Below are 13,282 nucleotides of genomic sequence, written 5' to 3' on the forward strand. Positions count from 1 at the left end.
GCGCGGCACACCGATAGCGGGGAGACTCGCGCGGGGAGCGGCCCACGGGGAGGACGGCGGATGGTGCGCGAGCGGCTCGGCGGGGCGGCGGCACGGCTGCGGGGCTGGGCAGAGGCCACCCGGCCCGTGCCGCAGCTGAAGGCGGCGGCCCTGGCCCGGCGGTGGGCCGAGCTCCCGGCGTCCGCGCGCACCCCGGCGCAGCTGGTCGGCCGGCACGCCGTCGGCTGCGAGGGCACGCACGGCGTGTTCCCGAAGTGCGACTTCACGTGCACCCCCTGCTACCACTCCGCCGACGCCAACAAGGTGCGCGTGGACGGCGGGCACACCGTGGCGCAGGTGGCGGCGCAGATGGCGCTGCTGGAGGAGCTGCGCGGGCCGCACGGGCACGCCCAGCTCATCGGCGGCGAGGTCAGCCTGCTCGACCCCGACAGCCACGCCGAGGCGCTGCTGGCCATGCGCCGGCACGGCCGCGAGCCGATGAGCATGACCCACGGCGACTTCACGGAGGACTACCTGCGCCGGGTGGTCCTCGGGCCCGACGGCCGGCCGCGACTGCGCCGGGTGTCCTTCGCCGCGCACATGGACTCGCTCATGCGCGGCCGCCGCGGCCTGCCCCGGCCGCGCAGCGAGGCCGACCTGCTGCCCTTCCGCCGGGCGTTCGTCGAGATGTTCCGGCGGCTGCGGGTCGAGCACGGCGTGCGCTCCTACCTGGCGCACAACATGACCGTCACGCCGGGCAACCTCGGGCAGGTCGCCGAGGTCGCCCGCACCACCCCGCCGCTGGGCTACGACATGATCTCGTTCCAGCCCGCGGCCTTCGTCGGTGACAGCCGCCGGTGGAGGGAGGGGTTCCGCGAGCAGACCCCCGACGACGTCTGGGCCGAGGTCGAGCGCGGGATGGGCACCCGGCTGCCGTGGTCGGCCCTGCAGATGGGCGACCCGCGCTGCAACCGGACGGCGTGGGGCTGGCTGGTCGGGGAGCGCTTCGTGCCGGTCCTCGACGACACCGACCCGCGCGACCTCGCCGTCCGCGACGCCTTCCTCGCCCGCTTCGGCGGTCTGCAGGTCTCCAACACGCAGCCGGCGGTGCTCGTGCCGCGGCTGCTGCGCGCCGTCGCCGGCAACCCCGGGGCCCTGCCGCTCGCGCTGGGCTGGCTGCGGAGGGCGCTGCGCCGCTCGGGCGGGGTGCGCGTCCTGGTGGCCGCCCGGGGCCGGGTGCGGCCGTTCACCGTCGTCATGCACGTCTTCATGGACGCCGCCGAGGTCGCCCCCGCCTGGGAGCTCATGGAGCGGGGCGTGGTGGCCGAGGACCCCGCCGTGCGCGCCGTGCAGGAGCGGCTGGGCGCGTGCGTCTACGCGATGGCCCACCCCGAGCAGGGCCGCACGGTGCCCGCCTGCGTGCAGCACTCGGTGCTCGACCCGGGGGAGAACCGTGAGCTGCGCAGGCTCCTGCCGCTGGTGGAGGTCCGTCAGCCCTCGGCCCGCTGAGCGTCGGGGCAGGGGACGACCCAGCGCTGGGCGACCGGCAGCACCAGCCCGACCGCCGAGCCGGGGGCCGGCGCGAGGCCCGGCCCGACCTCGGCCGACAGCGGCCCGGCCGGGGTGGCCACCTCGACCCGCCGGCGCGCACCCCGCGGCGTCACCCGCGTGACCGTGCCGGTCGCGTCGGCGTCGTCCCCGGGCCCGGTCACCGCCACCGCCTCCTGCCGGACGACGAGCACGCCGGGACCCGCGGCCACCGGGACGGGCAGCGCCAGGCGGCCCAGCGCCGACACGTGGGCGCCGCCCTCCACCCGCCCGGGCACCTCGTTGGCGCCGCCCAGGAAGCGGCTCACCGCCAGCGTCGCCGGGCGGGTGTGCAACTCCTCCGCCGGGCCGGCCTGGGCGATCCGCCCGTCGAGCAGCACCGCCACGGTGTCGGCGACGACGGTGGCCTCCTGCCGGTCGTGGGTGACCAGCAGGACGGTGGGGGCGACGGCGGCGCGCAGGTCGGCCAGCAGCCGGTGCATCTCCTCGCGGACGCCGGGGTCGAGGGCGCTGAACGGCTCGTCGAGCAGCAGCACGGCGGGCGAGGCGGCCAGCGCCCGGGCCAGCGCCACCCGCTGCTCCTGCCCGCCGCTGAGCGTCGCCGGACGCCGGGCGGCCAGGTCGGCGAGGCCGACCAGCGCCAGGTGCCCGGCGGCCTGCGCGCGGGCCTCGCGGCGGCGCCGGCCGGCCACGGCGAGCGGGAAGGCGACGTTGTCGAGCACCGACAGGTGGGGGAACAGCCGGGGCCGCTGCCCGACCATCGCCGTCCCGCGCCGCTCCGGGGGCAGCCCGGTGAGGTCGCGGCCGCCGGCGTGCACCCGGCCGGCGTCGGGGGTGTCCAGGCCCGCGACCAGCCGCAGGACGGTGCTCTTGCCGCTGCCCGAGGGGCCCAGCAGCGCCACGCACTCCCCGGCGGGGACGGCGAGGTCGACGCCGTCGAGCACCGGGGTGCCGCCGAACCGCCGGACCAGGCCGCGCACCACCAGCTCCGCGCTCACCGGGCGCCCCGGCGGGCCAGCAGCGCGGTCGCGACGAGCAGCAGCAGCGGCGGCAGGACCGCGGTGAGCGAGACGGCCGCGACGACGGCGTCGTTGCCGGTGGCCGACGACAGGGCGCCCACCAGCATCGGGAGCGTGACCAACTGCCCGCCGCCGACCACCAGGGTCACCACGTAGTCGCTCCAGCCGACGAGGAAGGCCAGGAACGCCGCGGTCGCCAGGGCCGGCGCGGCCAGCGGCAGGTGCACCCGCAGCAGCACCGCCCGCGGGCCGGCGCCGAGCGTGCGGGCCTCCTCCTCGACACCGACGTCGTAGCCGGTGTAGGCCGAGCGCATGACGAACACCGTGTAGGGCAGCGCCGACACGGTCAGCACGCAGACCAGCGCCACCGTCCCCGGGATGCCGGCCCGCAGCGTGAGCGTGGTCAGCCCCATGACGACGGCGAACGGCGGGACGGCGACCGGCGCGAGCAGCAGCCCCTCGACCAGCCGCCGGGCGGGCACGCGGTGCAGGGCCAGCGCGCGCCCGGCCATCGCCCCGGCCGGGGTGGCCAGCGCCGCGACGACCAGGCCGAGCAGCACCGAGCGGCCCAGCGCCGCCGCCGCGCCCTGGTCGGCCGCCTGCCGCCAGCCGGTCAGGCCCCAGGCGGTCGGCAGCAGGGCGGGGAAGGACCACCGGTCGGCGGCCGCCCACAGCACGAGGGGGACCAGCGGCAGGGCGAGCCACACCAGGGCGAGGGCCACCCGCGGCGCCACCCCGGCCCGCCGCCGCAGCGGAGCGGCCCGGGTCACGTCGCCGTGCGCCCGGTCGCACGGGCGGTCCGCGCGAGCAGCGCAGCGGTGGCCAGCAGGGAGGCCAGCGCGAGGGCGGTGGTGACGACCGCGACGGCCAGCGCCTGCTCGCGGCGGGCGAGGTCGACGTCGGTCCACAGCCGGAAGGCCAGCACCGGCAGCGGCTCGGGGTAGCTGCGGCCGAGCAGCCAGGCGACGTCGTAGGAGCCGAGGACGTAGGCGAACGTCACCCCGCCGGCGGCCACCGCCGACGGCGCGGCCAGCGGCAGCGCGACCCGCCGCAGCCGCTGCCAGGGCCCGGCGCCGAGGGTGGCGGCGGCCTCGTCGAGCTCGCGCTCACCGGCGGCGAGGGCGGCCAGCACGACGAGGGCGACGAACGCCGACTCCTTCCACGCGTACTCGGCGACCACCGCCACCCACCACGGTCCGCCGACCAGCGGCGGGAAGTCGCCGGGCTCGACGGCGAGCGCGCGGGCGGCCAGGCCCGAGTCGGCCAGCAGCAGCCCGATCGCGGCCGCCCCGACCAGGTGCGGCACCGGCACGGTGGCCGCCGCGGCCGCGCGCAGCAGCCGCCCGCCCAGCCGGGTGGTGCGGGCCAGCAGCGCGGTGCCCAGGCCGACCGCCAGCGCGAGGAGAGTGCTGGCCGCCGCGATCCCCAGCGACACGCGCAGCCCGTCGAGCAGCGCCCGGTCGCCGGCCAGCGCGCGGTAGCCGGCCGTCGTCGGGTCCGGCTCGCCGACCACCGGCATGAGCCCGGTGCTCTGCAGCACGGCCACGGTGAGCGCGGCGCCGAGCACGGCCACCGTAGGCACGGCGGCCGGGAGCAGGAGCAGCAGCGCGCGACGGGAGGGGGAGCGCGCCGGCACGTCAGCCGGCGCCGAGGACGTCGCTGCGCCAGCCGTCCTCGAGCGGGGTGACCCAGCCGGCGCCCAGCTCGGGGTCGGCGCCGCCGGAGAGCTCCTCGAACGGCGGGACGACCGGCGAGGCCGGCAGCGCCGCGAACCCGGCCCGCACATCCTCGGGTACCCGGTCGAGGTCGACGACCGGGTACTGGCCCCAGGTGGCCGGGTCGGCCTTGGCCAGCTGCTGCTCCGGGGAGAGGGCGAGGTCGGCGACGACGAGCGCGCCGGGCTGGTCGCCCGCGTTGACCGGGACGGCGAGGAAGCTGGCGTTGCCCAGCGTGCCCTCCTCCAGCGGCAGCACCCGGGTCGAGGCCGGCAGCGCACCGGAGGCCACCTGCTGCGCCAGCGTCGCCGGGCCGTAGGTCATGGTCAGGTCGACCTGGTCGCCGGCGTAGAGCTCCTCCAGCGCGGCGAGGTCGCGCGGGTAGGTGTCCCCGCCGCGCCACAGCGACGGCGCGAGCCCGGCGAGCCGGTCGAACAGCCGCGGCCCGAGCTCGTCGAGGGCGGCCCGGTCAAACTCGGCCGGCACCTCCTCGGGGCCCCCGGCGACGGCGTAGAGGACCTGCCGCAGGAACGCCGAGCCGGTGAAGTCCGGCGGTGCGGGGTAGGTGAACCGGCCGGGGTTGGCCTCGGCCCACTCCAGCAGACCCTCGATCGAGGTCGGCGGGTCGGCCACGTCCGCGGAGTCGTAGGCCAGCACGAACTGGGCCTTGTGCCACGGCGCCTCGCAGCCGTCGACGGGCGTGCCGAAGTCGCTGGTGAGCAGCGGGTCCTCCGGGTCGACGAACTCCATCGACGGCAGCTGCCCCGTCCAGTCGCACAGCCACGCGTCGGCCTGCCGCCCGGTCGCGAAGTTCTCGCCGTTGACCCACACCAGGTCGACGCTGCCGTCGTCGGTGCCGGCCTGCAGCTCCGACAGCACCCGGTTGACCGCGTCGGCGGTGTCGGTGACCGGAACCCGCCGGAGGGTCACCCCGCGCTCGGCCGCCGCGGGCGCCAGGACGTCGTCGACGTAGGCGTTGCCCTGCTGGTCGCCGCCGTACATCCACAGGTCGACCGTCTGCCCGTCGGCCTCGGCGAGCACCTCGTCCCAGGGACGGTCGGGTGCCGTGGGAGCGGCCCCGCCGCCGGCGCCGGGCTCGGGGGCCCCGGCGCAGGACGACACCACCAGGACGCTCCCGAGCAGTGCGGCGGTCAGGGGCAGCGGACGGCGGCGCGGCACGGGGGCGGCTCCAGACCTCGGGGTCGCGTGTGGGCCGGGCGGCCCGGGAGGATGGGGATCGCGCGAAGGGTGTCACGCGATCCGGTGGGGCGCCAGACGAGGGGGCGACGTGCTCGACGGCACCACCCGGCGGCTGGTCGCGCCGGCCCTCGAGGCCCTCGCCGCCCGCGTCGACCGGCCGGCCGTCACCCCCGACCGGGTCACCCTGCTCGGCCTCGCCCTCGGCCTGGGGTCGGCGGTCGCCGCGGCGACGGCGCTGTGGATCCCCGCGCTGGTGCTGTGGCTGCTGTCGCGGGTCGCCGACGGGCTCGACGGCGTCCTCGCCCGGCGCCGGGCGGCCGCGGGGGAGCCCCCGTCGGCGGCGGGCGGCTACCTCGACGTCACCGCGGACTTCCTCGTCTACGGCGCCACCGTCGCCGGCGTGGCGATCGGGTGGGGCGGGTCGCTGCTGCCGTTCGTCGCCGTCCTGGTCGCCTACTACCTCAACGGCGCGACGTTCCTCGCCTTCTCCTCGCTGGCCGAGCGCACCGGCCGCCGGCTCGACGACGGCCGGTCGCTGTCCTTCCTCGGCGGGCTGGCGGAGGGCACGGAGACGGTGCTGGTGCACAGCCTGTGGCTGGTGCTGCCCGGGCACGCCGGGACCATCGCCTGGGTGTGGGCGGGCGTCGTCGGGGTGAGCGGGGTGCAGCGGATGGTCGCGGGGTACCGAGCGCTGCGCTGACCACCGGTCGCCGCCGGGAGCGTCCCACCCGGAGGACACTGCGTGGCGTGACGGACCGGCCGGCGTGGGCGACGGAGCCGGTGGAGGTCCTCCCCGCGGATCCGGAGTGGCAGCGGCTCGGCGAGGAGCTGTGCCGGACGGTGCAGGGGACGCTCGCCCGGTGGCTCGTGGCTCCGGTGGAGCACGTCGGGCCCACGGCCGTCCCGGGCCTGGCGGCCAGACCCGTCCTCGGCCTGCAGGCCGCCGTGGCCGACCTCGGCTGCGCGCCCGCGGCGGCTCTGGCCCTCGGGGACGACCGGCACCTCGTCCCCGCCGACCTCGACGCCCGGCCGTGGCGCCGGTTCCTGGTCCACGTCGTCGACGACGCGCGGGCGGCCCACCTGCACCTGCTCCCGGCCGGCAGCGAGCGGTGGGCCGAGCAGTTGGCCTTCCGCGACGCGCTGCGCCGGGATCCGGACCTGGTGCAGCGGTACGCCGTGCTCGAGCAGCGGCTGGCAGCCGAGCACGCCGACGACCGCGAGGCCTACACCGCGGGCAAGGAGGGGTTCGTCAGCGCCGTGCTCGGCCGTCCGCCGACGCAGAGCCGGCCGCCGTCCCCGCCGCCGGACGTGCGCGGTCGAGCAGGCGGCGCAGCCGCACCACCGCGGCGGTAGCCGGACGGACCCGGCCGAGGCGGGCGCGGACGTCGTCGAGGGCGGCGTTCCACGGCCCGTCGGCGTGCGTGGGGTAGGGGTGGGTGGTCGCCGCCAGGTCCGCCGTCCGCAGGCCCGTCCGCACGGCGAGGACGAGCTCGGCCAGCGCCTCCCCGGCCCGCGGACCGACGACCGTGGCGCCGGTGACCCGCGAGCGCGGCCCCAGGGCCAGGCGGCTGAAGCCCTCCGTGCGGCCCTCGGCCACCGCGCGGTCGACCCGGTCGGCGCGCCGGGTCACCGTGCGCGGCGCCGGCCCGTCGCCGTCGGCCCACGTCGGCGCCCCGACGGCGGCCACCTCCGGGTCGGTGAAGGTGACCCGGGGGACGGCGGTGGTGTCGACGGCTCGCCGCAGCCCGAGGACGGCGTTCGCGGCGGCGGTGGCGCCGTGCACCCCGGCGGTGTGCGTCCACCGCGAGACGGCGGTGACGTCGCCGGCCGCCCGGATGCGCGGGTTGGTGGTGCGCAGGGTGCCGTCGACGCGGACGTAGCCGTCGTCGTCGAGGGCCACCCCGGCGGCCGCGGGGTCGAGGGCGGCGGTGTCGGGCCGGCGGCCGACGGCGACCAGCAGCCGGTCGTAGCCGACGGTGTGCCGGCCGCCCGGTCCCTCCACGGAGACCTCACCGGGGCCGCCCGGCGTCCCGGCGACGGCGGTGACCCGGGTGCCGGTGAGCACCTGCACGCCGTCGGCCCCGAGGGCGGCGGCGACCAGGGCGGAGGCGTCGGGGTCCTCGCCGGGCAGCACCCGCGGCAGCGCCTCGACCAGGGTCACCGCGGCGCCGAGCCGGGCGAAGGCCTGCCCGAGCTCGCAGCCGATGCCGCCGCCGCCGAGGACCACCAGCCGGCCGGGCAGGGTGTCGAGGTCCCAGACGGTCTCGCTGGTCAGCGGCCCGGCCCCGCCGAGTCCCGGCACCGGCGGCAGGACGGGGACGGCGCCGGTGGCGAGCAGGGCCGCGCGGAAGTCCACCGGCCTCCCGTCGACGTCGAGGGTCCGCGGCCCGGTCAGCCGCGCGCGGCCGGCGAGCACGGTGACCCCGGCGGCCTCCAGCGACTCCGCCGAGTCCTCCGGCTCGATGGCCGCGACCGCCCCGCGCACGTGCCGCATCACGGCGGCGAGGTCGACCGACACCTCCCCGACGGTGACGCCCAGGGCGCCGGCGGTGCGGGCATCGGCGGCGCGGGCCGCCGCGGCGAGCAGTGCCTTGCTGGGCACGCACCCGGTCCACAGGCAGTCCCCGCCGGGCCGGTCCCGCTCGACCAGCAGGACCCGGGCGCCCAGCGCGGCCGCCGTCCGTGCGCCCACCAGCCCCGCCGTCCCCCCGCCGACGACCGCCAGGTCCCAGACGCGCTCGCGACCCACGGGTCTCCTCCCGGTCGGCCCGCCGGGCGGAGCGCGGCGGGGATCGGTGCCGAACGTGCCACGGGGAGGGCGCGGGCGCGACGCGGTGCCGGTCGCGGCCCGGCGGCGACGCCGGGAGACTGCGGACAGCCGGTTCCGCCACCCGGGGGGTCGCGCCGGTCAGGTCCTGCCGCTCGAGACACCGGGCGGCGGGACCGCCCGGGATCAGCCGGTGCGGCCCGGCGGGAACTCCCCGGTGTCGACCAGGCGCTCGGCGACGTCACGGACCTTGGTGTTGGTCTCGTTGGACACGCGGGCCAGCGCGTCGAACGCCTGGGACGCGGTGAACCGGAAGCGCTCCATGAGGATGCCCTTGGCCTGGTCGATGACCGCCCGTGACCGCAGCGCCGCCTGCAGGTTCTCCGCCTGCTGGGCGGTCCGCCCGTAGAGGTGCGCGTTGGCCACCGGGACGACGGCGTGCCGGGCGAACCGCTCGGCGCGCTCCCGCTGCGGCCCCTCGCCCGGGACCGCCCACTGCAGGTAGACGTTGAGGCCCCCCGCCACCGGCCCGCCGGGCGGGAAGGGCACGGACAGCACCGCGCGGCGCCCGGCCCCGGCGGCCGCCGAGGTGAGCCGCGGCCAGCGCCGTTCGGTCGCGGTGTCCGGCACGACGAGCATCTCGCCGGTGGTCGCCGCCGTCAGGCAGGGGCCCTCGCCGGTGCGGTACTGCACCTCGTCCAGGGCGGCGGCCACCTGCGCGCTCGTGCCCACGGTGCTGCCGCCGTCCGGGCCCATGACGGTCACCGACAGCGCCGGCTGGCCACCCAGCACGTCGGCGGCCAGGCCGGCGGCGCGCTCGAGCACCAGCGGGAGCGGGTGGTCGGCGGCGACCAGGCCCAGGTCGAGCAGGGCATCCGACAGGCGGTCGTCCGGGCGGTTCACAGGTCTCTCCCGAAGCGGGGTGCGGCTGCGGGGAGCCGGCTGCGGATCCGGGTCCCGGCTGTTCGCAGGACGGACGAGCGGGGACGGATCCCCTCGGCACGCCGGCTGTGTGACGTGCGGACAGCAGGATACCGGCGTTCTGCGCGCTGTCGCCGCCGCCGGCCCCGCGAGCCAGGGGGCGCTCTGGACCCGGGAGCCCGGTCCGGGCCTGACCCGCGGCCCGCCGGGGTAGCGCGGCGGCATGCACACCCGGAGCACCGACCCCGCCGACGGCCCTCGCGAGGGCCAGCTGCAGCTGCGCGACGGCCGGACGATGGCCTACGCAGAGTGGGGCGATCCCGCCGGCCGGCCGGTGCTCGGCTGCCACGGCTCGCCCAGCTCGCGCCTGGAGCGGCACGTCGACGACCCGGCCGCCTACCGCCGCTGGGGCGTGCGGCTGATCGTCCCGGACCGGCCGGGGTTCGGCGGCTCCGACCCGCAGCCGGGCCGGCGGGTCACCGACTGGAGCGACGACGTCGTCCAGCTGTTCGACGCCCTCGGCGTCGACCGGTTCGCGGCGCTCAGCCTCTCCGGCGGGGCGGCCTACGCGCTGGCCTGCGCCTACGCCCTGCCCGACCGCGTGCACGCCGTCGGCGTCCTGGGCGGGGCGCCGCCTCCGGACGTGCCCTGGCCCTGGTCGGACGTGCTGCCGGGGTGGCTGCCGCCGACGGTGCGGGCCGCGGCGCACCGCCCCTCGCGGGCCACCGCGACCCTGCTGCGCCCGGTGTTCGCCCCGCTCACCGTCAGCCCGGCGCTGCTCCCGCGGTACCTGCAGCTGCGGCTCAACCCCTCCGACCGGCGCGTGCTCGGCCGGCCCGCCGTCCGCCGGGCGATGGCGGCCACCTTCACCGAGGGGCTGCGGCAGGGAGCGGGGCCGCTGGCCGAGGACCGGGCACTGCTGTTCCGGCCGTGGGGCTTCCCGGTCGGGGAGGTGCGCCAGTCCGTGCACGTCTGGCACGGCACCCAGGACTGGCAGGTGCCGGTGGGGCTGGGCCGTGTGCTGGTGGCCATGCTCCCGAACTGCACGGCGCACTGGTACGCGGGCGAGGGCCACTTCCTCGTCTTCGACCACGCCCGTGAGGTGTACGCAGCACTCGCGCCGTGACTGGCCGGCGGCGGAACGGGTAGCCGCCCCCGCATGCCCACCCACCAGCGCGGCAGCAGCACCGTGCCCCCCACCTACGTCGACGCCAACCGGCTGTGGGTCGACAGCCGGCTCCGGTACGAGATCGGCCTGCGCGTCGAGGGGCGCATCCTGCACCGGCTCGGCGCGCGCGGGGACCGCGTCGTGGAGATCGGCACCGGCCGGCGCGGCCTGGGGGCGCGGGTCGCCGTCGAGCGGCTCGGTGCCCGCGAGGTCACCGCGTTCGACCTCTACCCGGCCACGGTCGGCCGCGCCCGGCTGCGTTGCGCCGACCTCACCGACCGGGTGACCTTCCGGGTGGGGGACGCCACGGCGCTGCCGGTCGACGACGCGGCCGCCGACCTCGTCGTCGACTTCCACGCGCTGCACCACGTCCCGGACTGGCGGACCGCCGTCGCCGAGGCCGCGCGGGTGCTGCGGCCCGGCGGGCAGCTGGCCCTGACCGAGATGACCGCGCGGTTCGTCGACGCCCCGTGGCTGCGCGCGGTGTCCCGCCACCCGGCCGACCGGTTCTCCACCGACGAGTTGCTCGCCCACCTGCGCGCCTGCGGCCTCGAGGTGCCGCCCGGCCGGCTGCGCCGCGCCGCCGGTGACCGGTGGATCCAGGCCGTCGCGACCCGGACGTGAGTGCCGGCGCCGTCGCCGGGAGCGTCGTCCGGCAGGCGCTGGCCCTGCTGCGCCGGCACGCCGGGCGGGTGTACGCCCTCTCGCTGGCGGTCACGCTGGTCAACACCGTGCCGGACGTGCTGCGCCAGCTGCTGGTGTACCGCGACCCGAGCGTCGGGCACGCGCTGCTGGTCGACGTCGTCGGCTTCACCACCGGCCTGCTGGCCCAGCTGTGGCTCACCGGCGCGCTCACCGGCCTGCCCGGCGACGGGCGGGTCCGGCCCCGCGGCGCGCTGGGTCGCGGAGCCGCGACCGCGGTGCGGGCGGTGCGCACCTCCCCGGCGGCGGTGCTCGCCGGGGTCGTCCTCGGCGGCGCGGTGTCGGCGCTGGTCACCCTGCCGCCGTCGGTGGCCGCGCTCGGGGTCGACGGCGTGCTCGGCCCGCTGGACGCGCCGCCGGCGGCGGCCTTCACGGTCGCCACGGTCAGCGACGTCGTGGCGAGCTGGCTCACGCTGCCCTTCCTCGCCCTCGTGCTGGTGGTCACCGCCGGTTCGACCAGGCAGTTCGCGGGCAAGGGCCGCGGGTGAGCAGCGACTGGGACACCGCCCGCAAGACCGTCGGGACGCTGTCGATCTGGATCGGGACGACGGCGCTGTTCGCGCCCCGCTGGATCGCCGGGAGCCTCGGGGTGCGGCCCGACGCCGCGCGGGACGACGTCGCGCTGCCGCTGCTGGTCCGGCTCGGCGCGGCGCGCAACATCGCGATGGGTGCGGCGCTGCTGGTGACGCCGGCGCCGGAGGCGCGGCGCACCACCGAGGTGACGCTGCTGCTCACCGCCCTCGACGCCGCCGCGGTGTGGACCGCCCGCGCCACGGGCGACGTGCGCCCGCGCAGCGCCGTCCTCTCGGGGGTCGTGCTGGCGCTGTCCTCCTACGGCGCCGCCCGCTGGCACCGCCGCTGAGCGGGGTGGGGCGTCACCGCCAGGCGAACACCGGCGCCTCGAGGTGGGCGACGCGGGTGTGCCGCCCCCGGCAGGCGACCTGGCAGAACTGGTACACCACCGCCGCGGTGGGGGCGTGCAGCCAGCCGCCGAGCAGCGGCAGCCGGATGACCGGCGCGTCGGACTCGGGGATGGCCTCCAGCACCGGGTCCACGTCGAGGTCGGCCAGCGGTACGCGGTGGACGGCGGCGACCTCCGCCTCGGCGGGGGCCAGCTCCCCGGTCTCACCGGCCCAGACCACCACCGGGGTCATCACGTAGCCGGAGCGGGTCACGTAGTCGTCGAGCAGGCCCAGGACGTCGCCCGGGCCGCGGACCATCCCGACCTCCTCGGCCAGCTCGCGCAGCGCGGCCCCGACCGGCGTCTCGCCGTCGTCGAGCCGCCCGCCGGGGAGCGCCCACTGCCCGGCGTGCGCGCGCAGGCGGGCGGCGCGGCGGGTGAGCAGCAGCGCCGGCTCCTCCGCCGGCCCGGTCACGCAGACGGCGACGGCGGCCTGGCGCAGCTCGGGCCGGCCGGCCGCGCGGCGGGGGAACTTCCCGAGCCGTGCGGCCGCCGTGCCCTCGTCGAGCGTCAGAACCAGCCGCGCCGGCCGCCGAGCTGGCGGACGGCCGCGTCGAGCTGCGCGGCGACCGCCGACACGTCGGTGTCGGAGTGCGAGAGGTGCAGTCGGCCGCCGACGTCGCGGCCCTCGGTGAGCAGCCCGCCGCGCCGGTCGACCTCCAGCACGACCTCCACGCCGTGCGGGGAGGCCAGGAAGGTCACCTCGAGCTCGTTGACCCGCCCGCGCAGCGACGACGGCGGCGCGAACTCGACCTCCTGGTAGAAGGGCAGGTCGCTGCCGGTGAGGCGGCCCTTCTCGACGTCGGCGCCGCGGAACGTGAAGCCCAGGCCGCCCAGCGCCTGGATGACCGTGCGCTGCACCGGCAGCGGCTGGACGGTGATCGCGTCGAGGTCGCCGGGGTCGGTGCCGCCCGGGATGTCGACCCGGGTGCGCAGGCCGATCTTCACGCCGCGCAGCGACCAGCCGTCGAGCGTGGTGAAGGGGCACTGCCAGGGCACCGGGAAGCTGAACGGGATCGCCGCCTTCGCGCCCGCCTCGATCCGCCCGGCGCCGGCGATGGGCGCGGTGCCGAAGGTGACGGTCTCCTTCCACTCGTGGTCGCCGCTCTCCACCTCGACGGTGGCCTGCAGCGAGACCCGGAGCTCGTTGATCTCCTGGGCCACCTGGCCGCCGGTGAGGTGCACGGTGCCGGTGACGGTGCCGCCGGGGGTCGTCGTGGGGGTGTCGAGGACGGCGTCGACGGTCGCGTTGCCGGCGCCCAGCTTCGCCATCAGGTTGCGGAAGGCCATGGGGGAGTGCTC

The 13,282-nt window shown here is 78.2% G+C and carries 15 protein-coding genes; 7 read left to right on the forward strand and 8 right to left on the reverse strand.

Annotated elements, in window-relative coordinates; genetic code table 11:
• Window positions 1–60: 60 nt before the first annotated feature.
• On the forward strand, window positions 61–1,488 hold the full coding sequence (locus BM165_RS00885) for a radical SAM domain-containing protein (RefSeq protein ID WP_075011642.1): 1,428 nt from the start codon (window positions 61–63) through the stop codon (window positions 1,486–1,488).
• Here BM165_RS00885 and BM165_RS00890 read toward each other — a convergent pair.
• From BM165_RS00890 to BM165_RS00905, 4 genes are all read right to left on the reverse strand, one after another.
• On the reverse strand, window positions 1,470–2,525 hold the full coding sequence (locus BM165_RS00890; protein ID WP_075011643.1) for an ABC transporter ATP-binding protein: 1,056 nt from the start codon (window positions 2,523–2,525) through the stop codon (window positions 1,470–1,472). The two genes, BM165_RS00885 and BM165_RS00890, sit on opposite strands and share 19 nt — an antisense overlap.
• Window positions 2,522–3,316: an ABC transporter permease gene (locus BM165_RS00895; protein ID WP_244273945.1), complete on the reverse strand. Its 795-nt coding sequence runs from the start codon at window positions 3,314–3,316 to the stop codon at window positions 2,522–2,524. The genes BM165_RS00890 and BM165_RS00895 overlap by 4 nt, the downstream gene beginning before the upstream one ends.
• A complete protein-coding gene (locus tag BM165_RS00900; RefSeq protein ID WP_244273946.1) occupies window positions 3,313–4,119 on the reverse strand; it encodes an ABC transporter permease subunit in 807 nt (268 codons plus the stop codon). Before BM165_RS00900 ends, BM165_RS00895 begins: the two co-directional genes overlap by 4 nt.
• A gap of 64 nt (window positions 4,120–4,183) precedes the next feature.
• Window positions 4,184–5,440, reverse strand: a complete 1,257-nt coding sequence (locus tag BM165_RS00905; RefSeq protein WP_244273947.1) for an ABC transporter substrate-binding protein — start codon at window positions 5,438–5,440, stop codon at window positions 4,184–4,186.
• A 109-nt stretch (window positions 5,441–5,549) separates the two neighbouring features.
• On the opposite strand from BM165_RS00905, the gene BM165_RS00910 reads away from it, so the two are divergent.
• Together BM165_RS00910 and BM165_RS00915 are read left to right on the forward strand one after the other, a co-directional pair.
• Complete coding sequence (locus BM165_RS00910) at window positions 5,550–6,161, forward strand: CDP-alcohol phosphatidyltransferase family protein (RefSeq protein WP_075011645.1); 612 nt, start codon at window positions 5,550–5,552, stop codon at window positions 6,159–6,161.
• A 47-nt stretch (window positions 6,162–6,208) separates the two neighbouring features.
• Entirely contained in the window at window positions 6,209–6,814 is a 606-nt protein-coding gene (locus tag BM165_RS00915) for a GrpB family protein (protein WP_075011646.1), read from the forward strand.
• On the opposite strand, the gene BM165_RS00920 is transcribed toward BM165_RS00915, so the two are convergent.
• Both BM165_RS00920 and BM165_RS00925 read right to left on the reverse strand, forming a co-directional pair.
• Complete coding sequence (locus tag BM165_RS00920) at window positions 6,711–8,210, reverse strand: dihydrolipoyl dehydrogenase family protein (RefSeq protein ID WP_075011647.1); 1,500 nt, start codon at window positions 8,208–8,210, stop codon at window positions 6,711–6,713. The genes BM165_RS00915 and BM165_RS00920 overlap by 104 nt on opposite strands.
• A gap of 204 nt (window positions 8,211–8,414) precedes the next feature.
• Entirely contained in the window at window positions 8,415–9,131 is a 717-nt protein-coding gene (locus tag BM165_RS00925; protein WP_075011648.1) for a GAF and ANTAR domain-containing protein, read from the reverse strand.
• 241 nt (window positions 9,132–9,372) lie between these two features.
• Here BM165_RS00925 and BM165_RS00930 point away from each other — a divergent pair, with 241 nt between their 5' ends.
• From BM165_RS00930 to BM165_RS24565, 4 genes are read left to right on the forward strand one after another with little or no spacing between them, the layout of a single operon-like run.
• A complete protein-coding gene (locus tag BM165_RS00930; RefSeq protein ID WP_075011649.1) occupies window positions 9,373–10,275 on the forward strand; it encodes an alpha/beta fold hydrolase in 903 nt (300 codons plus the stop codon).
• Window positions 10,276–10,308: 33 nt separating this feature from the next.
• Entirely contained in the window at window positions 10,309–10,941 is a 633-nt protein-coding gene (locus tag BM165_RS00935) for a class I SAM-dependent methyltransferase (protein WP_075011650.1), read from the forward strand.
• Entirely contained in the window at window positions 10,938–11,507 is a 570-nt protein-coding gene (locus BM165_RS24560) for a hypothetical protein (RefSeq protein ID WP_075011651.1), read from the forward strand. The genes BM165_RS00935 and BM165_RS24560 overlap by 4 nt, the downstream gene beginning before the upstream one ends.
• Window positions 11,504–11,881: a DUF4267 domain-containing protein gene (locus tag BM165_RS24565; protein WP_075011652.1), complete on the forward strand. Its 378-nt coding sequence runs from the start codon at window positions 11,504–11,506 to the stop codon at window positions 11,879–11,881. Before BM165_RS24560 ends, BM165_RS24565 begins: the two co-directional genes overlap by 4 nt.
• A 13-nt stretch (window positions 11,882–11,894) precedes the next feature.
• Here BM165_RS24565 and BM165_RS00950 read toward each other — a convergent pair whose 3' ends face one another.
• Both BM165_RS00950 and BM165_RS00955 read right to left on the reverse strand, forming a co-directional pair.
• Window positions 11,895–12,500: an NUDIX domain-containing protein gene (locus BM165_RS00950; RefSeq protein ID WP_348271782.1), complete on the reverse strand. Its 606-nt coding sequence runs from the start codon at window positions 12,498–12,500 to the stop codon at window positions 11,895–11,897.
• Complete coding sequence (locus tag BM165_RS00955; protein WP_075011653.1) at window positions 12,491–13,270, reverse strand: sporulation protein; 780 nt, start codon at window positions 13,268–13,270, stop codon at window positions 12,491–12,493. The genes BM165_RS00950 and BM165_RS00955 overlap by 10 nt, the downstream gene beginning before the upstream one ends.
• Window positions 13,271–13,282: the final 12 nt, after the last annotated feature.

It is taken from the genome of Geodermatophilus obscurus (assembly GCF_900115395.1).
GTDB lineage: Bacteria > Actinomycetota > Actinomycetes > Mycobacteriales > Geodermatophilaceae > Geodermatophilus > Geodermatophilus obscurus_B.